Origin of the sequence: Streptomyces fildesensis, assembly GCF_016107395.1 — a bacterium.
In the GTDB taxonomy this organism is placed as follows: domain Bacteria; phylum Actinomycetota; class Actinomycetes; order Streptomycetales; family Streptomycetaceae; genus Actinacidiphila; species Actinacidiphila fildesensis.
Genome location: NZ_JAAIKO010000018.1, coordinates 105622 through 128042, shown reverse-complemented (window position 1 = coordinate 128042; position 22421 = coordinate 105622). Strand labels below are relative to the sequence as shown.

Genomic DNA, 22421 nt, shown 5'->3' with positions numbered 1-22421 from the left:
GTGTCCAGCCCGTATCGCGCGATCTTCGCAGCACCTGGAACCAAGGGTTTCTCGGCCGCCGGTTTCATCGGCCGGCTGCCGCTGTCGATGCTGGGCATCGGCATCGTGACGATGATCTCCCAGGTCACCGGCCGCTACGGGCTGGCGGGCGCGCTCTCCGCGACGCTCGCGATGTCCGGCGCCGTGATGGGCCCGCAGGTGTCCCGGCTCGTCGACCGCTACGGGCAGCGCCGCGTGCTGCGCCCGGCGGCCGGGGTCACCGTGATGGCCGTGGCGGGGCTGCTGCTGTGCGTCGTGTGGGACGCGCCGGACTGGACGCTCTTCGTCTTCGCCGTCATGGCGGGCGCCACTCCGAGTCTGGGCGCGATGGTCCGGGCCCGCTGGGCGGTGATCCACCACGGCACCCCCGCGATGCACACCGCGTACTCCTTCGAGTCGGTGGTCGACGAGGTCTGCTTCATCGTCGGCCCGATCCTGTCGATCGGGCTGTGCACCGTCTGGTTCCCCGAGGCCGGCCCGCTGCTCGCGGCGGTCTTCCTCGCGATCGGCACGTTCCTGCTGACCGCTCAGCGCTCGACGGAACCGGTCCCGCACCCCACGGCCTCCCACGCGGGCGGCTCGGCGCTCCGCTCCCCCGGCCTCCAGGTGCTGGTGACCACCTTCGCCTGCACCGGCGCGATCTTCGGGTCGGTCGAGGTCACGACGGTGGCCTTCGCCGACGAGCTGGGCCACAAGGCCGCGGCCAGCCTGGTCCTCGCGGTGTACGCGTTCGGCTCCTGCGTCGCGGGGCTGGCCTTCGGGCTGCTCCGGCTGAAGGGGCCCGCCTCCCGGGGCTTCCTGGTGGGTGTGTGCGTGATGGCTGTGAGTATGATCCCGCTCCTACTGGTCGGAAACTTGTGGTTCCTGGCCGTAGCGCTGTTCGCCGCGGGCCTGTCCATCGCACCGACGATGGTCATCACCATGGCCCTGGTCGAACAGCTGGTACCGCGTGCGAAGCTGACCGAAGGCATGACGTGGGTGAGCACAGGCATCACGGTCGGCGTGGCTCTCGGAGCCTCGGTGTCCGGGTGGGTGATCGACTCGTCGGGGGCGGAGGCGGCGTTCGCGGTACCGGCCGCCGCCGGGGCACTCGCCGTGGTGGTGGCGGTCCTGGGGTTCCGCCGGCTGCGGCCGGCGCCGGAGCAGGAGGGGGCGCGTACGTATGAGCACGACGAGCACGATGAACGGAACCGCCGAGAAGGCGTGGCGTAACTGGGCGGGGAACGTCACCTCCCAGCCGCGGCGCAGTGTGTCGCCGGCCTCGGTGGACGAGCTGTCCGCCGCCGTTCGCCAGGCCGCCGAGGACGGGCTGACGGCGAAGGCCGTGGGCACCGGGCACTCGTTCACCGCCGCGGCCGCCACCGGTGGGGTCCTCATCCGGCCGGACCGGCTGGCGGCGATCCGGGAGATCGACCGCGAGCGCGGCACGATCACCGTGGAGGCGGGGGTTCCGCTCCACCAGCTGAACGCGGCGCTGGCCGCCGAGGGCCTGTCGCTGACCAATATGGGCGACATCATGGAGCAGACGGTGGCGGGCGCCACCAGTACCGGCACCCATGGCACCGGCCGTGACTCGGGATCGATATCCGCCCAGATCAAGGGCCTGGAACTGGTGCTGGCCGACGGCTCGGTGCTGACCTGCTCGGCGGACGAGAACGCCGATGTCTTCGCGGCGGCCCGGCTCGGGCTCGGCGCCCTCGGGGTGATCAGCGCGATCACGTTCGCGGTCGAACCGCTGTTCCTGCTCACCGCCCGCGAGGAGCCGATGGGCTTCGACCGGGTCATGGCGGAGTTCGACCAGCTGACGACGGAGAACGAGCACTTCGAGTTCTACTGGTTCCCGCACACCGACAGCTGCAACACCAAGCGCAACAACCGCAGTCAGGGCCCGGCCGCCCCGCTCTCCCCCGTCAAGGGCTGGATCGACGACGAGCTGCTCTCCAACGGCCTGTTCCAGGCCGCCTGTTCGCTCGGAAAGGCCGCTCCCGGCACCATCCCCGGCATCGCGAAGGTCTCCAGCCGCGCGCTGTCGGCCCGTACGTACACCGACATCGCGTACAAGGTCTTCACCAGTCCGCGCCGGGTGCGGTTCGTGGAGATGGAGTACGCCGTGCCGCGCGAGGCCGCGGTCGGGGCGATCCGCGAGCTCAAGGCGATGGTCGAGTCGTCGGGGCTGCGGATCAGCTTCCCGGTGGAGGTGCGGATCGCGCCCGCCGACGACATCACCCTGTCCACCGCCTCCGGCCGCGACAGCGCGTACATCGCCGTCCACATGTACCGGGGCAGCCGCTACCAGGAGTACTTCACCGCGGCCGAGAAGATCATGACCGCGCACGAGGGCCGGCCGCACTGGGGCAAGGTCCACACCCGTGACGCGGAGTACTTCTCCGGGGTCTATCCGCGCTTCGGCGAGTTCACCGCCCTGCGCGACCGGCTGGATCCGCAGCGGCTCTTCGGCAACGACTACCTGCGGCGGGTGCTCGGCGCGTAGGACCGCTCAGGGTCCTACGCGCTCAGTTCTGCGTCCCGGCGCCCGCGGCGGCCCCCTGGGCGCCGGGAGACGCGCTGCCGCCCGCCCCGCCCTTGCCGTCGTCCGAGGACTGGCCGGGGTCCGGGGTCGGCGAGGTGCTGGTGCTCGGGCTGCCGCCCGAGGACGGGGAACCGCTGGGATCTGGCGTCGGCGAGCCGCTGCCGCTCCCCGAGGGGGTCGGTGACGGCGACGAGGACTCCGAAGGAGTCGTCGACGATCCGGGCGAGGGGGTGTCCCCGGGGGTGCGGGCCGGATCGGAGGCCGGGGCGCTCGGCCGGTCGGCCGGCGGCCGGTGGTGCGATCCGCCGCCGTCGAAGACCGCCGTGACCGACGGCTCCGATCCGGTGGCCAGCTCGATCGAGGTGACGGTGCCCATCGCCAGCACGAAGACGACCACGGCGCCGATCGCCGACTTGCGCCAGCCGCGCTTGGTCGTGCCGTGCACGGTCGCCTCGCCGTACTCCCCGTCGGGGATCCCGTCCTCGCCCGGTGGCGGCAGCTCTTCCAGCAGCCGGGCGGAGCCCGCCTCCGGGTCCGTCCCCGGGACGGAGACCGGCAGGTGCCGGGTGGACACCGTGCGGATCTGCTCGCCGGTGCGCCGGAAGAAGTGCTGGAAGACCGTGCCGCCCGCGGTGGCCACGATGCTGACCACGCCGGCGCCGATGATCGTCCCGTACACACCGAGCTGCGACGCCAGGAGTGCCGCGGTCACGGCCGCCAGCGCACTGCCCGCCACTTGGGGGACGCTCAGGTCCAGCCGTCCCCGCTGGGACGTTTCCTCGCGCTCGTCCTTTTCGTCCATATCCATACCTGGGTAGCCGATCTCATCCTCCTTGCACAGAGAAGAGACATATGGGCGAAGGCAGTAGTTCCACTTGCGGCCATTCTGTGAGCCTCGCCACTCAACTCCCTTGTCGCGGAAGAACTTCGGCAGCGCCGCAACCCACCCCAGTGGCCCGAATGGAGTACTGTGGCGAATCCTGGCTCCGGCTTCCCGTCCGGTTGCCCGGACCAACGGGAGGGGAGCCCGGAGGCGGTGCTCATCCCGGGGTGCCGCGTTTGGTCACTCTGAGTGGTCAACTGGTCACCGTCCCATAACGGCGAGTCACGGCACCTGCCCGACACGCCGGGTAACCCTGCAAGGTTGTGGCGTGCCGCACCTGGGCAGGCCACACTCGTCCAACGGGAGCAGCGACGCACGTGACGTCGGCAGGCACCACCCGGGAGGTTCCCATGCCCGAACTGCGTGTCGTGGCCGTCAGCAACGACGGCACACGACTGGTGCTCAAGGCTGCAGACAGCACGGAATACTCGCTCCCCATCGACGAGCGACTCCGGGCAGCGGTACGCAATGACCGTGCCCGCCTCGGCCAGATCGAGGTCGAGAGCCACCTGCGGCCAAGGGACATCCAGGCACGGATACGAGCCGGAGCCTCAGCGGAAGAGGTCGCCCAGACCGCCGGTATTCCGGTGGAACGGGTCCGCCGCTTCGAGGGTCCGGTGCTCGCCGAGCGCGCCTTCATGGCCGAGCGGGCCAGGAAGACCCCGGTGCGGCGGCACGGCGAGAGCGCCGGACCGCAGCTCGGTGAAGCGGTCGCGGAGCGGCTGCTGCTGCGCGGCGCCGAGAAGGAGACCGTTCTCTGGGACTCCTGGCGGCGCGACGACGGCACCTGGGAAGTCCTGCTGGTCTACCGGGTGGCCGGTGAACCGCACTCCGCGAGCTGGACGTACGACCCGCCCCGGCGGCTCGTCCAGGCCGTGGACGACGAGGCACGGGCGCTGATCGGCGAGACCACCCAGCAGGAGACCCCGGAGACCCAGGACTCCAAGGAGCCGCCGAGCTTCCCCTTCGTGCCGCGGATCGCCCGGCTGCCCAGGGACCGCCCGCTGGACCGGGCGCTCGACCGGCAGCTGGAACGGCCCGACCGGCCGCAGGAGCGCAGTGCCGAACGTGCCGAGGAGGACCGGGACTCGCTGACCAGCCTGCTGGAGGCGGTGCCGAGCTTCCGCGGCGACATGGTCGTACCGTCACCGCCGTCCGCGCCCCCGGAGACCGCTCCGGCGGAGCAGCCGGAGGAGCCGGCGGCCGAGGAGGCCGCTCCGCCCGCGGCGAGCACGGGTGCGGGCTCCGCTTACGCGGACGTCCTGATGCCGCGGGCCGTCGCGGGCCACCGCGACCGGCTGGTCGGCACCACGGACCGGCAGGCCGAGGCGGACGGTGTCCGGCCGGGACGCCGGGCGACGGTGCCCAGCTGGGACGAGATCGTCTTCGGCAGCCGCCGCAAGAAGCAGGAGTAACCGCAGAAATCGACGGTAAGGGGCGGCGCACCTGGTGCGCCGCCCCTTACCTGTTCGCCCTACCCCTGTCCGGGGCCCTGTTCCGAGGTCAGCCCGGCTGCGCGCCGGTGGCGACCGGGCGGTCCGGGTCGGCCGTCCATTCGCTCCACGAACCCACGTACAGCGCGGCGGGGATGCCCGCGACCGCCAGCGCCAGCACCTCCTGCGCCGCCGAGACGCCGGAGCCGCAGTAGACGCCGACCTCGGCGGAGTCCTTGGCGCCCAGCTCCGCGAACCGGGCCGCCAGCACCTCGGCCGGCAGGAAACGGCCGTCCGCCGCGAGGTTCTCCGTGGTCGGAGCGCTCACCGCGCCCGGAATGTGGCCGGCGACGGGGTCGATCGGCTCGACCTCGCCCCGGTAGCGCTCGCCCGCCCTGGCGTCGAGCAGCAGACCGCGCCGGGCCAGCGCCGCCGCGTCCTCGGCGGTCAGCAGCGGGGTCGATCCGACGGCGGGGGTGAAGTCACCGTGGGCGGGATCCGCCGTTCCGGTCTCCAGCTGCAGCCCGGCGGCGGTCCAGGCGGCCAGCCCGCCGTCCAGGACCCGGACCCGGGTGTGGCCGGTCCAGCGCAGCATCCACCAGGCGCGAGCGGCGCCCCAGCCCTGCGCGGCATCGTAGACGACCACGTCACGGTCGGCGCTGACACCGGCCGCGCGCATCGCGGCGCCGAAGACCTCCGGGTCGGGCAGCGGGTGCCGGCCGGCCGCGCCGGGTTCGCCGGCCAGCTCGGATTCGAGGTCGACGTAGACCGCTCCGGGAATGTGGCCCGCCTCGTACTCCGGACGGCCCGGAGGGGCCCCGAGCTGGTAGCGGACGTCGAGGACGGTGGTCCGGCTCAGCTCGCTCGCGAGTTCGGCTGCAGCGATAATGGGTTCCATACGTCCATTGTGGGCCTCACACGTCGGACGTTCGACTGATCGCCATCGCGCGGCCACCGTCTCGAAACGGAAGTCAAATACCAAAACGGGCACTATTCAGCACTTAGGGGTTGGATGCGGCGCGGCCGGGGCGCACCGCGGGCCCGGTGGTGGAACCATCGACTTCGGCACCTCCCCCGAATGCCCCGCGCGCCGGCCCCGAGGAGAGAATTCAATGACCGAGGTACCGAGCCGGCGTCCCCCCGGCACGCCCTGCTGGGTCAGCTTGATGGCACACAATCTGGATGCGGCCCAGGAGTTCTACGGTGCCCTGTTCGGATGGGAGTTCCACGAGGGACCGCAGCACCTCGGCCCCTATGTCCGGGCCGAGCTGGGCGGGCGGCAGATCGCCGGGATCGGAGACGGCCCGAAGGACCGGCATCTGCCGGTCTCCTGGACCACGCTGCTGGCCTGCGACGACGCGGACGTCACCGCGGAGCTGATCCGTGAGTGCGGCGGCACGGTGGGCGTCGGCCCGCTGGACGCGGACCACGAGGGGCGGATGGCGGTGGCCGTCGACCCGTCGGGCGCGGTCTTCGGCATCTGGCAGGCCCAGCGCCACCCCGGCGCCGACGTGATCGGCGAGCCGGGCACGCTGGCCTGGAACGAGCTGGTGACGCGCGAGTCGTCGACCGTCGCGAAGTTCTACACCGATGTCTTCGGGTACGAGACGGAGCCCGAGGCGGCGGCGGACTTCGACTACCTCACCCTACGGCTGAAGGGCCGCCCGGTGGCCGGGATCCACGGCGTCGGCCAGTCGCTGCCCCGCGACCGGGGCGCGCACTGGATGACGTACTTCGCCGTGGCGGACACCGACGCGGCGACCCGCCGGGTGGTCGAGCTGGGCGGCCGGGTGCTGCAGCCGGCCCGTGACTCCGGCTACGGGCGGCTGGCGACGGTGGCCGATCCCGAGGGTGCCGTCTTCACCGTCATCGACGCGGCCCGCTGACCCCGTTCCGGTCGACTGCCTGGTCCACCGGCAGGACGTCCGGGGACAGGGTCGCGGCCTGAGCGCTCGCCGCCGTCATCCGCCGGGTGTGGTGACGGCGGCACAGCACCTCGTAACCCACCTCGCTGGCCGGGCGGTTGACGTCGCCGACGACGACCTGCGCGCCTTCGACGACCATCTGGCCGTCTATGGTGCGGGCGTTGTGGGTGGCGCGGGCCCCGCACCAGCACAACGCCTCGACCTGCAGGACCTCGATACGGTCGGCCATCTCGACGAGCCGCTGCGATCCGGGGAAGAGCTTGGTCCTGAAGTCGGTGGTGATGCCGAAGGCGAAGACGTCCAGGCCCAGGTCGTCGACGATCCGGGCGAGCTGGTCGATCTGGGCGGGCGCGAAGAACTGCGCCTCGTCGACCAGGACGTAGTCGGCACGGCCGCCGCCCGACAGGTGCGAAACCACATAGCCGTAGAAGTCGACGTCGTCGGCGGCCTCGATCGCCTTGGTGGACAGGCCCAGCCGGGAGGAGAGCACGCCCTCGCCCGCCCGGTCGTCGCGGGTGAAGATCATGCCCTGCAGCCCCCGCGTCGAGCGGTTGTGCTCGATCTGAAGAGCGAGGGTGCTCTTTCCGCAGTCCATCGTTCCGGAGAAGAACACAAGCTCGGGCATGAGGAGGACGTCGGCCTTTCGGGAAGCAGGACGGAGGAGGGGCTGCGCTGCGGGTCAGGAACGTACTTCGAGCAGCGGTACCTGCTGCTCGACGGGGGTCATCGAGCCGTGCAGGCCGACCATCTGGGACTCCCCCGCCTCGGTGCGGCTCGCGATGACCGCGATGTCGTCGCGGGCCACGGCGATCACATCGCCGATCCTGCCGAGCACCCGTTCGTCGACGGGGTCGCCGGGGCGGCCGAACCAGCCTGCCGCGACGGCCTCTTCGCGGGTGGCCACCCACATCTGCTCGCCGAGCACCTCGCTCCACACCGTGTACACGTCGGCAGCGGCGCCCGGCACGGCGTAGACATGGCGGGCGCGGGCCTCGCCGCCGAGGACGGCGACGCCGGCACTCAGCTCCCAGTCCTCGTCGAAGTCGATCCTGGACTCGTCGTCGAACGGGATGTCGATCATGCCGTGGTCGGCGGTGATGTACAACGCGGAGCGCGGCGGGAGTTGCTCGGCCAGCCGCTGGGCGAGCCGGTCGACCATCATCAACTGGCCGCGCCAGGCGTCGGAGTCGACGCCGTGCCGGTGGCCCATGGAGTCCAGCTCGCTGTAGTACGTGTAGACGAGCGTCCGGTCGGCGGCGCCGAGCCGGTCGGCCGCCAGGTCCATCCGCTCGTCACCGGTGAGCCGGCCGTGGAAGGTGCCGCCGCTGAGCGCGATCTTCGTCAGCGGGGTGTGCTGGAAGTTCGGCGAGGACACCTGGCACGTCTCGACCCCGGCGGCGTCGGCGAGCTGGAAGACGGTGGGGTACGGCTGCCACACGTGCGGATCGGTCCAGGGCTGCCAGCGCAGCTGGTTCATCAGCCGGCCGGAGGACGGATCCAGGACGGTGTAGCCGGCGAGCCCGTGGCGGGCCGGCGCCAGGCCGGTGCCGACCGAGGCGAGCGAGGTCGCGGTGGTGGACGGGAAGCCCGCGGTGAGCGGCTGCCCGGTGCCGCCGGTCGAGGTGTGCATCAGGGAGGCGAGAAAGGGCGCCTCCTCGGGGTGCGCGCGCAGCAGTTCCCAGCCCATGCCGTCGACCAGGAAGACGCAGACGCGGTCGGCGGGGGCCAGTTCGAGGCCGGTGACGGGCATCCCGGGGACGGCGAGCCCGGCGGTGGCCGCGGGGAAGAGGTCGCAGAGCGAAGCGGTGCCGTAGAGCGGTGCCGGTGCGGTACGCGGATCCAGTGGCGCGGGGTCGTAAGCGGGTACGGCGTGCACCATCAGCGGTCGGCCGCCGTCGCCTCGGAGAGCGCCTGCGCGAAGGCCAGGGCCTGGCGTACCGCGTCGGGCCCGTCGCCGGCCTCGCTGACGCGGAGTGACAGGTCGTCGGCGGTCGAGGAGCCGGTGTAGCCGTGGTCGGCGTCGCAGTTGGGGTCGCCGCAGGCGGCGGGCTCCAGGTCCAGCCGGCTGACGGCGCCCCAGCCGATGGTCAGCACGACCTCGCGCGGCAGCGTGCCGGGTACGTACGCCTCGGGGTTGGCCACCACGCGGCTGACCACCACGGACGAGATCCGGCCGATCTTCACGGACTCGGTGGAGGTGGTCGCGTACGGGGTCGGGGACGTGTCGTCGGCGGCCTGCTCGTCGGTGTGGCTCACGATGAAGCGGTGGTCGGTGATGACCAGCACCGTCACATGCCGGCGCACCTCGTTCGCGTCGAACGTCGTCTCCTGATGGACCAGGTACGACGCCACCGGTTCGCCGCCCACCGCTGCCTCGACGGCCTCGGCCACCAGGGCCGGGTAGTAGCCGCTGCGCTCGATGGCCGTGCGCAGGCCCTGGGTCGTCATACCGGTCTTCGCCATGGGGTCCATCTTAAGGGCGGGTACCGCTCAGAAGGACGACAGTGCGCGTGGTCCGAGATCGGTTCTGGCGGGCGGCCGGTCGAGCCGGACGGATGCTCCCAGCACCGTGAGGCCGTGGGCTGCGACGACCACCGGCTCCAGGTCGACGGCGACCACTTCCGGGAGGTCGTCGACCAGCAGCGAGACCCGCAGCAGCAGCTCCTCCAGGGCCGCCGTGTCCACCGGTTCGCTGCCGCGCCAGCCGAAGAGCAGCGGGGCGGCCTTGATGGAGCGCACCAGTTCCGCGGCGTCCCGGTCGGTGGCCGGCACCAGCCGGTGCGAGGTGTCCCCCAGCAGCTCCGAGGGGGCTCCGGCCAGGCCGAACGAGAGCACGGCGCCGACCGCCGGGTCGACCGTGGCGCGGACGACGGTGTCCACCCCGCGCGGTGCCATCGCCTGCACCACCAGCAGCAGCTCCTCCGGTTTGCCGAGCCGCGCGGTCAGCTCCTCGTAGGCCCGCCGCAGATCGCCCTCGTCGGCGAGGTCGAGCCGGACCCCGCCGAGGTCGGCCCGGTGCCGCAGGTGCGGCGCCGTCGTCTTGAGCGCCACCGGGTAGCCGAGCCGCCCCGCGGCGGCCAGCGCCGCGGCGATCCCGGGCGCGGGCAGCGCGGACCGCACGGTGATCCCGTAACGCCCCAGAAGCGCGGCGGCGGCCGCCTCGTCGAGGACGACGCCGTGCTCGCCCTCGGTCTCCCCCGCGTCCAGCAGCCGTGCCACATCGGCGGCCGCCGCGCTCTCCTCGATGTCCGTGAACTGCGGCACCCGGCCGGGCGTCTCGGCCCCCTGCCGCCACCGCGCGTACTCCACCGCCTCCGCCAGCGCCCGCACCGCACGGTCGGCGGCGGGATACGCGGGAACCCGCGCCTGGGCGCTCCCGTCCGCAGCGGCTTCGGCCCCGTCGGACGCGGCCTCCGGGACCGGGGCGCCCAGCCGGTCGGCCATGGTCTCCAGGGCGAGATGGGCGACGACGACGGGTTTGCCGGAGCCGGCCGCGGCAGCGCGCAGCGCGCGGGCGAGGGCGGGGTCGTCGCCGGACTCGGGGTCGGGGGCGTCCTCGCAGCCGACCCGGGGGATGGCGGTGACGACCACCGCGTCGCTGCTGTCGTCGGCCAGTGCCGCGGTGAGCGCGGTCCTGAAGTCGTCGGGCCCGGCCGAGGTGGTGAGGTCGATCGGCGCGATCGGCCGCAGCCCGGCGGTCAGCGCCGCGTCGTAGGTGAGCAGGCCGAGGGAGTCGGAGTTGCCGAGGATCGCGACCCGGCCGCCGCGCGGGATGGGCTGGAAGGAGAGCAGCAGGCCCACGTCCAGGAGTTCGGTGACCGTGTCGACGCGGATCACCCCGGCCTGCCGGAAGAGCGCGGACACCGTGCTGTCCGGGATCCGGGTCGGGGACACGGCGTGCCCGGCCGGGGTGGTGCCGGAGTGCAGGGCGCCCTTGACGACCACGACGGGCTTGCTCGCGGCGGTCCGCTTGGCGAGCCGGGTGAACTTGCGCGGGTTGCCGAAGGATTCGAGGTACATCAGGACCGCGTCGGTGTCCGGGTCGTCCTGCCAGAACTGCAGCAGGTCGTTGCCGGAGACATCGGCCCGGTTGCCCGCCGACACGAACGAGGAGAGGCCGGCGCCGCGCCGGTGCAGTCCGGAGAGCAGCGCGATGCCGATCGCGCCGGACTGGGTGAACAGCCCGAGCCGTCCGGTGGCCGGGACCTCGGGCGAGAGCGAGGCGTTGAGGCGTACGCCCGCCGCGGTGTTGACGATGCCGAAGGCGTTGGGGCCGATGACCCGCATGCCGTACGAGCGGGCCTGGCGCACCAGTTCGCGCTGCCGCTCCCGGCCCTCGGGGCCGGATTCGGCGTAGCTGGCGGTGACCACGACCAGCCCCTGGACGCCGTGTTCGCCGCAGGCCGCGACGGCGGCGGGCACGTTCTCGGCGGGCACCGCGATGATCGCCAGGTCGACGGGTTCGGGGATCCCGGCGACGGTGCGGTGCGCGCGGACGCCGTCGAGGGTGCTCTCGCCTTCGGGGAACGAGCGGTTGACCGCGTGCACCCGGCCGGTGAAGCCGCCCGCGACCAGGTTGCGCAGCAGGGTGCGGCCGACGCCGCCGGGCCGCCGGCCCGCGCCGATCACCGCCACCGACCGGGGGGTGAGCAGCCGCTGCACCGACCGGGCTTCGGCGCGGTGCTCGCGGGCCCGCATCACCTGGACCGACGCCTCGGTGGGCTCCAGGTCGAGTTCGAGGTGGACGACGCCGTCGGTGAAGCTGCGCTGCTGGGTGTAGCCCGCGTCGGTGAAGACCTTGACCATCTTGCGGTTGGCGGGCAGCACTTCGGCGATGAAGCGCAGGATGCCGCGCTCGCGGGCGACCGCCCCGATGTGCTCCAGCAGCGCGGAGGCCACCCCGCGGCCCTGGTGGGAGTCCTGGACGAGGAACGCCACCTCGGCCCGGTAGGCGTCCCCGCTGGCCGGCCGGCCCTCCGCGTCGATGCGGTCGTAGCGGACGGTGGCGATGAACTCGTCGCCGATGGTGGCGGCCAGGCCCACCCGGTCGTCGTAGTCGTGGTGGGTGAAGCGGTGCACGTCGCGGTCGGAGAGCCGGGGGTACGGCGCGAAGAAGCGGTAGTACTTCGACTCGTCGGAGACCTGCTCGTAGAAGTCCACCAGCCGCTGGGCGTCGCCGGGCCCGATGGGCCGGATGTGGGCGATGCCGCCGTCGCGCAGGACGACGTCCGCTTCCCAGTGCACCGGATACGGGCGGGGGGCCGGAGTCGTCATGGGGCCAGGGTATGCGGACAGGTGTCCGGGCGCGCCTTGCTGACCGGGCTGCTGTCCGGGTGTGCCCGGATAGCGTGGGGTCATCGCAGCGGGCAGGCTGAACTGCGTCGAGGTGCCTGAGCAGTCTTCCGCCCGTGCGAGACTGGTCTAGACAACAGGAACGACCTGAAGGGCTACACCATGGTTGAGCGCCGTGTCACCGTCGGCTGGGCCGAGGGCCTGCACGCCCGCCCCGCTTCACTCTTCGTCCGCGCGGTGACCGCCGCCGGCGTCCCGGTGACCATCGCGAAGGCGGACGGCAACGCCGTCAACGCGGCCTCGATGCTGGCCGTGCTCGGCCTGGGCGCGCAGGGCGGCGAGCCGATCGTGCTCGCGTCGGAGGCCGATGGCGCCGACGCCGCGCTCGACCGGCTGGCCAAGCTGGTCTCCGAGGGCCTCGAGGAACTCCCCGAAGCCGTCTGAGCCCATGGGCGTAGGCCCGTGCAGGAATTCGGCGGGGCCGCGTTGTCCGAATGGATAACGCGGCCCCGCCTTTCTTTATTCAGGGCCACGATAATTCTGCCCACTTGTATACGGCGCCATTGTTAATTCCGCCGCCGCGCCGCGTATACAGGGTGTTTCGGAGTCCTCACCGCGACCGCGCGCTCCACATGCCCGGCCGAGATCTTCCGGGCCCGTTCCGCGTCGCCGCGGGCCACGGCGTCGACTATCGCGCCGTGCTCCTCCCAGGACTCCACCGCCCGGCCGGGGTCACCCTCCCCGTACACCCAGGCGATCTTGTGCCGCAGCTGGGTGAGCAGCGCGGCCAGGGTGGGGCTCCCGGAGGCCTGGGCGAGCGTCTCGTGGAACCAGCCGCTCAGGGACGGCAGATCCGACAGCTGGCCCTGCTGGGAACGTTCCTGGCCCAGCCGCACCAGCCCGCGCAACACCTTGAGGTGGGCGTCCGTGCGCCGCTGTGCGGCCCTGGCGGCCCCCAGCGGCTCCAGGAGGCCGCGGATCTCCAGCAGGTCGGCCGCCTCCTGCTCCGTCGGCTCCGCGACGGAGGCGCCCGCGTGCCGGCGGGTACGGACGAACCCCTCCGACTCCAGGGTGCGCAGCGCCTCACGCACCGGGACCCTGGAGACGCCGTACCGCCTCGCCAGCAGCTCCTCGGTCAGCCGGCTGCCCGGCGGATAGAAACCGCCGACGATGTCGTCACGGATCGCGGTGCACACGACCTGTGCGGAGATACGACGCCCCGCGCCGTCCGTCCCGTTCACATCCGATTCCGCATCGCCGGTCTCCATTCTTTTCCCCGTATTCTTCGGCGACTCTATTCCAGCACAACCAGGATTCCGACCGCAGTCCAGAATTCATGGATTATTTTTGGACAGCACGAAGGCCCCGACGGGGAGCCGGGGCCTTCGAGGGGGACGGGGGTGCTGGTCTCGGGTGGATCAGATGGAGACGCCGTGCGAGCGGAGGTACGCCACGGGGTCGATGTCCGAGCCGTAGTCGGCCGTGGTGCGGGCCTCGAAGTGCACGTGCGGTCCGGTGACGTTGCCGGTCGCGCCGGACAGGCCGATCTGCTGGCCGGTGGTGACGGTCTCGCCGACCGACACGCTGAGCGAGGACATGTGGGCGCACAGCGTGTAGATGCCGTCGCTGTGCCGGATCACGACGTTGTTGCCGTAGGCCGAGTCGAAGCCCGCGGTGACGACGGTGCCGGCGCCCACGGCGTGGACCGGGGTGCCGGTGGACGCGGTGAAGTCGACGCCGGTGTGGTAGCCGGAGGACCACATGGAGCCGGGGACCTTGTAGCCGGTGCCGATGCCGCTGTTGACGGGCAGCACGAAGGAGTTGAGCTTCCTCCGCTCCTCCGCGGCACGGGCGGCGCGGGCCTCGGCGGCGCGCTCTGCCTTGATCTTCGCCTCGGCGGCGGCCTTCTTCTTGGCGGCCTCGGCGGCCTGGGCCACGCGCTTGGCCTCATCGGCCTTCCGCTTGGCCTCGGCGGCCTTGCGCTTCGTCTCGTCGGCCGCCTTGTGCTGGGCGGCGGCCTGGGCGGCGAGGGAGTTGGTGAGGCCCTCCGAGGCGTCGAGGGCGCGAGCGAACGACGTGTCCTCGATGGTGTTGGGAACGACGGCGCGTTCCGGGGTGGAGAGCGCGGTGGCCGCGGTGGCGCCGAAGGTGCCGGCTGCGGTCAGAACGGCTACGCCGGCCAGGGTGGTCCCGGTGCGGAGTGCGGCACGACGGGGACGGCGGTGCTTCCCGCTGGGCGCGGGCAGAACAGTGAACGCCATGGGTACGGCGAGATCCTTTCCTTCCTTCTCGCCTACCGGGTTAGCTGACGGGTTCGGAGCAGGAAGGTCTCCTACGGGCTGCCTCGTGTGGTGAGGACGGCCCGATTCACCCCAGGGACGTGGGTCCCCGGCTCCCCAGGCTCGCGCTGACGGGGACTCGGCGATCACTGCCCGGTTGCCGCTGGTCGCGGCGGATGGTGACGGACAGCAGAGCAGGACGCTAATCGGACCGCGTCGGTTACGGCAAACAGATCAGGTGATTTGTTGCGTTCGCCACAAGGGAGGTTTGCGGGCCGATAGAGATCCAAAACGCCCGGAACCCCGGCGCCCCAAGGGGTGCGCCAGGGTTCCGCCGCGCATCGGGACGGCGCCCGCGAGGAGGGCCGTCCACCCGTCCCCGGTAGGGGACGGCCGCCGCCGGAGGCCGGTCAGCCGGCCGCGATGACCTTCACCGGGCCGAGTCCCAGCTCCGTGACGGGTCCCTCGATCGCCGAGGCGTCGCCCACGAGGACGACGACCATGCGTTCCAGCGGGAAGGCGCTGACCACCGCGGCGGTCGCCTCCACGGTGCCGGTCCGCGCCAGCCGCGCGTACATCTGGGCCTGGAAGTCGTCCGGCAGGAACTGCTCGACCTGGTCCGCGAGCGTGCCGGCGACGGCCGCCGCCGTCTCGTAGCGCAGCGGAGCCACCCCGACGAGGTTCTGCACGGCGACATCGCGCTCGTCGTCGGTGAGCCCCTCGGCCGCCAGGGTGCGGATGACCTGCCAGGCGTCGGCGAGCGCGGGTCCGGTGACCTCGGTGGCCACCGAGCCGCTGATGGCGAGCAGCGAGGCGCCCGTCCCCTCCTGTGTGGACAGGAGCACCTGGCCGAAGGCCCGCACGCCGTACGTGTAGCCCTTCTCCTCGCGCAGCACCCGGTCCAGCCGGGAGGTCAGGGTGCCGCCCAGGCAGTACGTGCCGAGCACCTGGGCCGCCCAGACCGGGTCATGGCGGTCGGAGCCGGTACGGCCGATCAGCAGCTGGGTCTGCACCGCGCCCGGCCGGTCCACGATCACCACGCGCGCGGTGTCGTCGGCGGTGATCTGCGGCAGCGGGCGGGGCTCCGCGGTCGAGCCGGTCCACTCGCCGAGCGTCTCGTCCAGCAGCGCGACCAGGTCGATACCGGTCAGATCACCGACGACGACGGCCGTGGTGGTGGCGGGACGCACGTACGCCTCGTAGAACGCCCTGACGGCCGCGGCGTCGATCCTCGCCACCGTCTGCTCGGTGCCCTGGCGCGGGCGGGAGCAGCGCAGATCGGCGGGGAACAGCTCCGCGGAGAGCGCCATGGAGGCGCGGCGGGCCGGGTTGGCCAGCTCGTGCGGGATCTCGTCGAGCCGGTTGTTGACCAGCCGCTCGACCTCGCTGTCGGGGAACGCGGGGGCGCGCAGGGCGTCCGCGAGCAGCCCGAGGGCCTTGTCCAGCCGGGAGGCCGGGACCTCCAGCGAGACCCGCACGCCCGGGTGGTCGGCGTGCGCGTCGAGCGTGGCGCCGCAGCGCTCCAACTCGGCGGCGAACTCCTCCGCGGTGAGCTTGTCGGTGCCCTCGGAGAACGCGCGGGCCATGATCGTGGCCACCCCGTCCAGGCCCTCGGGTTCGGCGTCCAGCGGCGCCGAGAGCAGCACCTCCACCGCGACGACCTTCTGGCCGGGACGGTGGCTGGTGAGCACGGTCAGCCCGTTGCCGAGCGTCGACCGGTCGGGGGCCGGGAAGGCCCACGGCTTGGGGGCGCCCGGCTGCGGCTGGGGGTGGAACGTCATGGTCGCGGCGACGTCGGTCACTGGTCCGCGCCTTCCTGCTCGGTCTCGTCGGCCGCCTCGTCGGGCGAGCCGGTGGGCTCGTAGACCAGGACGGCTCGGTTGTCGGGGCGCAGCCGGGCCGCGGCGACGGCCTGCACTTCCTCGGCAGTGATCTCCAACACCCGCTGGACGGCGCTGAGCGCCAGCTGCGGGTCGCCGTAGAGCACCGCGAAACGGCACAGCTCGTCGGCGCGGCCGGCGACCGTCGCGAGCCGGTCCAGCCACTCGCGCTCCAGCTGGGCCTGGGCCCGTTCCATCTCCTGCGGGGTGGGCCCCTCGGCGGCGAAACGGGCCAGCTCCTCGTCGACCGCGGCCTCGATGTCGGCCAGTTCGACGCCGCTGGACGCCTTGATGTCCAGCCAGCCGAGCGACGGCGCGCCGGCCAGCCGCAGCAGGCCGAACCCGGCCGCCACGGCGCTGCGGTCGTGCCGCACCAGCCGGTTGTGCAGCCGGGACGACTCACCGCCGCCGAGCACGGTCAGCGCCAGGTCGGCGGCGTCGGACTCCCGGGTGCCGTCGTGCGGCAGCCGGTACGCGGCCATCAGGGCGCGCGAGGGCACGTCCTCCTCGACGATCTCGCGGAGCTGTCCGCCCATCACGTCGGGCAGTGATCCGTCGCGGGGGGCGGGCTTGCCGTCGTGGCCGGGGATGGTGCCGAAGTACTTCTCGACCCAGGCCAGCGTCTGCTCGGGGTCGATGTCGCCGACCACGGCCAGCACCGCGTTGTTGGGCGCGTAGTACGTGCGGAAGAACGCCCGCGCGTCCTCCAGGGAGGCCGCGTCCAGATCGGCCATCGAGCCGATCGGGGTGTGGTGGTACGGGTGGCCGTCGGGGTAGGCCAGCGCGGTCAGCCGCTCGAAGGCCGTGCCGTACGGCACGTTGTCGTACCGCTGGCGGCGCTCGTTCTTGACGACGTCGCGCTGGTTCTCCAGGCTCTCCTCGTCGAGCGCGGTGAGCAGGCTGCCCATCCGGTCGGCCTCGAGCCACAGCGCCAGCTCCACCTGGTGGGCCGGCATCGTCTCGAAGTAGTTGGTGCGTTCGAAGCTGGTGGTGCCGTTGAGCGAACCGCCGGCGCCCTGGACCAGCTCGAAGTGACCGTTGCCCTTCACACTGGACGAGCCCTGGAACATCAAGTGCTCGAACAGGTGGGCCAGTCCGGTCCGGCCTTTCACCTCATGACGGGAACCGACGTCGTACCAGAGGCACACCGAGGCGACCGGGGTGAGGTGGTCCTGGGAGAGCACCACACGCAGGCCGTTCGCCAAGCGGTGTTCGGTTGCTGTCAGGCCGTCGGAGTCCTGCGGCTGTGTGCCGTCCGACGTGGCCGTGAGACCCATGGGCAAGCTGTCCTTCCGGTCGCGTGCACTTGTCTTGGTCGAGTGCTGACACTCTAGGCAAGCGTGCCGACACCACGCGAAGTTCCCGCTAACGGCACGCTTGTGCCGGGCGGTGGTCACCACTGTCAGTGAGCCGGTCCACAATGGTCCGCGTCAGTCCCGCTCAGGTCCAGGAAAAGGAGCAGCAGCCGCGATGGCCCGCCGCACCACGAAGACCCCTCCTCCCGACGACTTCGAGGAGCGCATCCTCGACATCGACGTCGTCGATGAGATGCAGGGCTCCTTCCTCGAGTACGCCTACTCGGTCATCTACTCGCGCGCCCTGCCCGATGCCCGCGACGGGCTCAAGCCCGTGCACCGGCGCATCGTCTACCAGATGAACGAGATGGGGCTGCGCCCCGACCGCGGTTACGTGAAGTGCGCCCGCGTCGTCGGCGAGGTGATGGGCAAGCTGCATCCGCACGGCGACGCCTCCATCTACGACGCCCTGGTGCGGATGGCGCAGCCGTTCTCCATGCGGCTGCCGCTGGTCGACGGGCACGGGAACTTCGGCTCCCTGGGCAACGACGACCCGCCCGCCGCGATGCGTTACACCGAGTCGAAGATGGCCGGGGCCGCCACGCTGATGGTGGAGTCCATCGACGAGGACACCGTCGACTTCTCGCCCAACTACGACGGTCAGGAGATGGAGCCGGTCACGCTCCCGGCCGCCTACCCGAACCTGCTGGTCAACGGCTCGTCGGGGATCGCGGTCGGCATGGCGACGAACATGCCGCCGCACAACCTCGGCGAGGTCATCGCCGCCGCCCGGCACCTGATCAAGCATCCGGGCGCGGACCTCGAGACCCTGATGCGCTTCGTGCCGGGTCCCGACCTGCCCACCGGCGGCCGGATCGTCGGCCTGGCCGGGGTGCGGGACGCGTACGAGACCGGCCGTGGCACGTTCAAGATCCGTGCCACCGTGGCCGTCGAGGACACCTCGCCGCGCCGCAGGGGCCTGGTCGTCACCGAGCTGCCGTTCACGGTCGGCCCGGAGAAGGTCATCGCGAAGATCAAGGACCTGGTCGGCGCGAAGAAGCTCCAGGGCATCGCCGATGTGAAGGACCTCACCGACCGGTCGCACGGCCTGCGCCTGGTGATCGAGGTCAAGAACGGCTTCCACCCCGAGGCCGTGCTGGAGCAGCTCTACAAGCTGACGCCGATGGAGGAGTCCTTCGGCATCAACAACGTGGCGCTGGTCGACGGGCAGCCGCTCACGCTGGGCCTCAAGGAGCTGCTGGAGGTCTATGTCGACCACCGCTTCGAGGTGGTCAGGCGGCGCAGCGAGTTCCGCCGCACCAAGCGCCGGGACCGGCTGCACCTGGTCGACGGCCTGCTCGTCGCCCTCATCGACATCGACGAGGTCATCTCGATCATCCGGTCGAGTGACAATTCGGCGCAGGCCAAGGAACGGCTGATCGCCCACTTCTCGCTGTCCGAGATCCAGACCCAGTACATCCTGGACACCCCGCTGCGCCGGCTCACGCGGTTCGACCGCATCGAGCTGGAGTCCGAGCGCGACCGGCTCAACGCCGAGATCGAGGCGCTCACGGTGATCCTGGATTCGGACGCCGAGCTGCGCAAGCTGGTCTCCAACGAGCTCGCGGCGGTGGCCAAGCAGTACGGCACCGACCGCCGCACCGTCCTCCTGGAGTCGGCGGGCGCGCCGGTCTCGGCCGTCCCGCTGGAGGTCGCCGACGACCCGTGCCGGGTGCTGCTGTCCTCGACGGGGCTGCTGGCGCGGACCGCCAACGGCGAGGAGTTCGACGACGGCGAGGGCAAGCGGGCCAAGCACGATGTGATCGTCTCCGCGGTGCCGACCACCGCGCGCGCCGACGTCGGCGCGGTCACCTCCGCCGGCCGGCTGCTGCGGCTCACGGTGATCGACCTGCCGATGATGCCGGACACGGCGGGGGCGCCGAACCTGGCGGGCGGCGCGCCCGTCTCGGAGTTCCTGTCCCTGGAGACCGGCGAGCGGGTGCTCTGCCTGACGACGCTCGACGAGTCCTCCCCCGGTCTCGCGCTCGGCACCGAACAGGGCATCGTCAAGCGGGTGGTCCCGGACTATCCCGCGAACAAGGACGATCTCGAGGTCATCGGCCTCAAGGACGGCGACCGGGTCGTGGGCGCCGTGGAGCTGCGCACCGGCGAGGAGGACCTGGTCTTCATCACCGACGACGCCCAGCTGCTGCGGTACCCGGCCTCGCAGGTGCGCCCCCAGGGGCGCCCGGCGGGCGGCATGACCGGCATCAAGCTGACCGACGGGGCGAAGGCGATCTCCTTCACGGCCGTCGACCCGGCCGTGGACGCGGTGGTGTTCACCGTGGCCCGTGCCGAGGGAACGCTCGACGGTTCGGTCCAGGGCACCGCCAAGCTCACCCCGTTCGAGCAGTATCCGCGCAAGGGCCGCGCAACCGGCGGGGTGCGCTGCCAGCGCTTCCTGCGCGGTGAGGACGGTCTGGTGCTCGCCTGGGCGGGCGCGGTCCCGGCCCGCGCCGCGACGGCGACGGGCCTGCCCGCCGACCTTCCCCCGAAGGACCCCCGCAGGGACGGTTCAGGGGTGGCGCTGGCCAAGCCGATCACGGTGGTGGCCGGACCGGTCTAGGGCGTGTGTCGAAAGGAGCGCTGTTCGCCCGGAGGGCGTGGCCCACGGCGTCTGGTGCGTGCGCTCGCAAGGCGGAGGGTCGTCCTCGTACTGGAGTACTTGGACGAGCCCGACAACGCAGCGAGGGCGCGTGCCAGGCGTCGTGGGCCCGGCGGGACTCTCGCAACACGCCCTAGGCACCGGGTTCACCCGGGAGCGAGCGAACAGGGCGCGGCACCATCGGTGCCGCGCCCTGTCGCGCTCCGGTTAGGCTGCCCTGTGTGAGTACGTGCACGAACGCTTCGGCGGAGCTGGCCGAACCGCTCGCCGCCACCGCCGCCACCGCCAGAACATGGCTCCTGCTCGAACAGCCCGGTCCCTGGGGCGCGAAGGCCTTCACCGCGAGCCATCTGGATCCGGTGGTGGGCCGGGCCCTGGAGAAGGCCGCGGACGGCACCGGCGTCAGGGTCGCGCTGATCCGGCGTCCGGGACGCCACGCGGACTGCCACGTCCCGTCCCGGCACCACGTGCTCGTCGCCCATGTGGTTCCCGGGCGGTCCTGGGTCCGGCAGGACGTGATCGACGATCCCGCCGCCCTGCTGGAGCTGGATTTCCCGGCGCTGGGCGCCGGGGCGCATCAGGAATTCGGCGAGCCGCACCACGAGCCGGTCGCGCTCGTCTGCACCAACGGCAAACGTGACCGCTGCTGCGCCCTGTACGGCCGCCCGCTCGCCGCGCGGCTGGCGGCCGAGGGCGTCAGCGACGTCTGGGAGATCACCCATATCGGCGGCCACCGGTTCGCCCCCACCATGCTCGTCCTGCCGTCCGGCTACGCCTACGGGCGGGTCGACGCGGACCTGGCGCACGGAGTGCTCAAGGCGGCCCGCGACCACCGGATCACGCTCGACGGCTGCCGGGGCGCCTCCGCCTGGGACCGGCCGGGCCAGGCCGCCGACCTCGCGGTGCGTTCCCTGACCGGCGAGGTCCGGGCGGGAGCGCTCGTGGTGACGCGCACGGACGGCTCGGCGCCGTCCTGGACGGTGCGGGTGACGCACGCCGACGGCCGGGCCTGGGACGTCGGCGTCACCGGGTCCGCGGCGCTGCCGCCGCGCCCGGAGAGCTGCGGAGCGGCCCTCGGCTCGCCCGCCCGGATGGATGTCACGGGGATCAGGGCGGTGGCCGGGGGCCGCTGACAGCGGCGGCGCGGGGGCCGGACGGGGTGCGGATCAGCCGGCCTTCTTCACGAACTCCGAGGTGTAGGTCTTCTCCAGGTCCACCGTGGCGTGCTGCAGGGTCGGGTTGAAGGCCTTGAGGACCTTCTCGACGGTCTGCGGCCCGTCGGCCGGCATGACGCCGTCCTTGGTGAACATCGGCAGCGTGGCCTTGATCGCCTGGGCGTACAGCTCCTTGCCGCCCTGCGCGTAGTCGGCCGGCATCTTCGCGGCGATCTCCTCCGGGGTGTGCGTGGACATCCAGCCGAGCGTCTTGACGAAGGCGTTGGCCATCTTCTGCACCGTCGCCTTGTGGCTGTTCACCCAGTCGGTGCTCATGTAGAGGCTGGACGACGGGTAGAGGCCGCCGAGCGCCGCCTTCGAGCCCTCAGGAGTGCGCATGTCGTACATCACCTTGCCGATGCCCTTGTCGAGGATCTGCGCGACGGTCGGGTCGGTCGTCATACCGCCCTGGATCGAGCCCTGCTGCAGGGCGGCGATGAACGTCTGGCCCGCGCCGACGGCGACGGGTGTGAAGTCGCTGACGTCGACGCCGTTCTTGACGGCGAGGTACTTGGTGAGGAAGTCGGTGGAGGATCCGAGGCCCGTCACGCCGAGCTTCTTGCCCTTGAAGTCCTTGGCCGAGGAGATGTCGCCGGCCGCCTTGGTGGAGACCACCTCGACCTCGCCGGGGGCCTGCGCCAGCTGAACCACGGACTCGATGATCTTGCCCTTGACCTGCAGGTCGAGGGTGTGGTCGTAGAACCCGACGACGCCCTGCACATCGCCGGAGACCAGCGAGGTGGTGGCCTGCACGCCGGCCGGCTCGGTGAGCAGCTGGACGTCGAGGCCCTCGGCCTTGAAGAAGCCGAGCTGCTGGGTGAGCATCGCGGGCAGGTAGATGACCTTGTCCAGGCCGCCCACCATGATCTTGACCTTGCCGTTGTCGCCCGCCGCCGAGGAGTCGCCGCCGCAGGCGGTGAGGGTGGTGAGGGCGAGCGCTCCGGCGACCGCGGCCGCGGAGATTCTGGCCATGCTGCGCATGTTCA

Annotated in this window: 18 protein-coding genes and 1 riboswitch; of the genes, 7 read left to right on the top strand and 11 right to left on the bottom strand. The window is 72.0% G+C overall.

Features of this window, described 5'->3' with window-relative positions:
- Positions 1-1251 (top strand): MFS transporter, encoded by a 1251-nt coding sequence (locus C6N31_RS23350; RefSeq protein WP_198358092.1) that lies wholly within the window; start codon positions 1-3, stop codon positions 1249-1251.
- The gene (locus C6N31_RS23345; protein WP_187145044.1) at positions 1202-2530 is read left to right on the top strand and encodes a D-arabinono-1,4-lactone oxidase; all 1329 of its coding nucleotides are present in this window, start codon (positions 1202-1204) and stop codon (positions 2528-2530) included. Before C6N31_RS23350 ends, C6N31_RS23345 begins: the two co-directional genes overlap by 50 nt.
- 22 nt (positions 2531-2552) lie before the next feature.
- Here the strand turns inward: C6N31_RS23345 and C6N31_RS23340 are convergent, their stop codons facing one another.
- Entirely contained in the window at positions 2553-3377 is an 825-nt protein-coding gene (locus tag C6N31_RS23340) for a hypothetical protein (protein ID WP_232485538.1), read from the bottom strand.
- 425 nt (positions 3378-3802) lie between these two features.
- On the opposite strand from C6N31_RS23340, the gene sepH reads away from it, so the two are divergent.
- Positions 3803-4867: a septation protein SepH gene (gene sepH, locus C6N31_RS23335; RefSeq protein ID WP_138357500.1), complete on the top strand. Its 1065-nt coding sequence runs from the start codon at positions 3803-3805 to the stop codon at positions 4865-4867.
- A gap of 88 nt (positions 4868-4955) precedes the next feature.
- Here the strand turns inward: sepH and C6N31_RS23330 are convergent, their stop codons facing one another.
- The gene (locus tag C6N31_RS23330; protein WP_138357499.1) at positions 4956-5783 is read right to left on the bottom strand and encodes a sulfurtransferase; all 828 of its coding nucleotides are present in this window, start codon (positions 5781-5783) and stop codon (positions 4956-4958) included.
- 214 nt (positions 5784-5997) lie between these two features.
- Between C6N31_RS23330 and C6N31_RS23325 the strand changes: the two genes are divergently transcribed.
- Positions 5998-6771, top strand: a complete 774-nt coding sequence (locus C6N31_RS23325) for a VOC family protein (protein WP_138357498.1) — start codon at positions 5998-6000, stop codon at positions 6769-6771.
- Here C6N31_RS23325 and C6N31_RS23320 read toward each other — a convergent pair.
- The 4 genes from C6N31_RS23320 to C6N31_RS23305 are packed head-to-tail and all read right to left on the bottom strand — an operon-like array spanning position 6752 to position 12084.
- On the bottom strand, positions 6752-7435 hold the full coding sequence (locus C6N31_RS23320) for a thymidine kinase (RefSeq protein WP_138357497.1): 684 nt from the start codon (positions 7433-7435) through the stop codon (positions 6752-6754). The genes C6N31_RS23325 and C6N31_RS23320 overlap by 20 nt on opposite strands.
- Positions 7436-7489: 54 nt before the next feature.
- Entirely contained in the window at positions 7490-8689 is a 1200-nt protein-coding gene (locus tag C6N31_RS23315; RefSeq protein WP_198358091.1) for an alkaline phosphatase family protein, read from the bottom strand.
- Positions 8689-9273 carry a DUF5998 family protein gene (locus C6N31_RS23310; RefSeq protein ID WP_138357495.1) on the bottom strand — a complete coding sequence of 195 codons (585 nt, stop codon included), beginning with the start codon at positions 9271-9273 and terminating at the stop codon, positions 8689-8691. Before C6N31_RS23310 ends, C6N31_RS23315 begins: the two co-directional genes overlap by 1 nt.
- A 27-nt stretch (positions 9274-9300) precedes the next feature.
- The gene (locus C6N31_RS23305; protein WP_198358090.1) at positions 9301-12084 is read right to left on the bottom strand and encodes a bifunctional acetate--CoA ligase family protein/GNAT family N-acetyltransferase; all 2784 of its coding nucleotides are present in this window, start codon (positions 12082-12084) and stop codon (positions 9301-9303) included.
- A gap of 180 nt (positions 12085-12264) precedes the next feature.
- Here C6N31_RS23305 and C6N31_RS23300 point away from each other — a divergent pair, with 180 nt between their 5' ends.
- Complete coding sequence (locus tag C6N31_RS23300) at positions 12265-12546, top strand: HPr family phosphocarrier protein (RefSeq protein WP_138357493.1); 282 nt, start codon at positions 12265-12267, stop codon at positions 12544-12546.
- A 122-nt stretch (positions 12547-12668) separates the two neighbouring features.
- Here the strand turns inward: C6N31_RS23300 and C6N31_RS23295 are convergent, their stop codons facing one another.
- The 4 genes from C6N31_RS23295 to C6N31_RS23280 form a co-directional block, all read right to left on the bottom strand.
- Positions 12669-13370: a GntR family transcriptional regulator gene (locus tag C6N31_RS23295; RefSeq protein WP_164293664.1), complete on the bottom strand. Its 702-nt coding sequence runs from the start codon at positions 13368-13370 to the stop codon at positions 12669-12671.
- A gap of 150 nt (positions 13371-13520) precedes the next feature.
- Positions 13521-14363, bottom strand: a complete 843-nt coding sequence (locus C6N31_RS23290) for a M23 family metallopeptidase (RefSeq protein ID WP_138357491.1) — start codon at positions 14361-14363, stop codon at positions 13521-13523.
- Between the two features lie 15 nt (positions 14364-14378).
- Positions 14379-14536: riboswitch (cyclic di-AMP (ydaO/yuaA leader) on the bottom strand.
- Positions 14537-14791: 255 nt separating this feature from the next.
- Entirely contained in the window at positions 14792-16183 is a 1392-nt protein-coding gene (locus tag C6N31_RS23285; RefSeq protein ID WP_138357490.1) for a M16 family metallopeptidase, read from the bottom strand.
- Positions 16180-17538, bottom strand: a complete 1359-nt coding sequence (locus tag C6N31_RS23280; RefSeq protein WP_138357489.1) for a M16 family metallopeptidase — start codon at positions 17536-17538, stop codon at positions 16180-16182. The genes C6N31_RS23285 and C6N31_RS23280 overlap by 4 nt, the downstream gene beginning before the upstream one ends.
- 193 nt (positions 17539-17731) lie before the next feature.
- On the opposite strand from C6N31_RS23280, the gene C6N31_RS23275 reads away from it, so the two are divergent.
- The gene (locus tag C6N31_RS23275) at positions 17732-20182 is read left to right on the top strand and encodes a DNA gyrase/topoisomerase IV subunit A (RefSeq protein ID WP_198358089.1); all 2451 of its coding nucleotides are present in this window, start codon (positions 17732-17734) and stop codon (positions 20180-20182) included.
- Positions 20183-20442: 260 nt separating this feature from the next.
- Entirely contained in the window at positions 20443-21354 is a 912-nt protein-coding gene (locus C6N31_RS23270; RefSeq protein WP_138357487.1) for a ferredoxin family protein, read from the top strand.
- A gap of 33 nt (positions 21355-21387) precedes the next feature.
- On the opposite strand, the gene C6N31_RS23265 is transcribed toward C6N31_RS23270, so the two are convergent.
- Positions 21388-22416, bottom strand: coding sequence for an ABC transporter substrate-binding protein (locus C6N31_RS23265; protein WP_198358088.1), 1029 nt, complete (start codon positions 22414-22416; stop codon positions 21388-21390).
- Between the last annotated feature and the right edge of the window lie 5 nt (positions 22417-22421).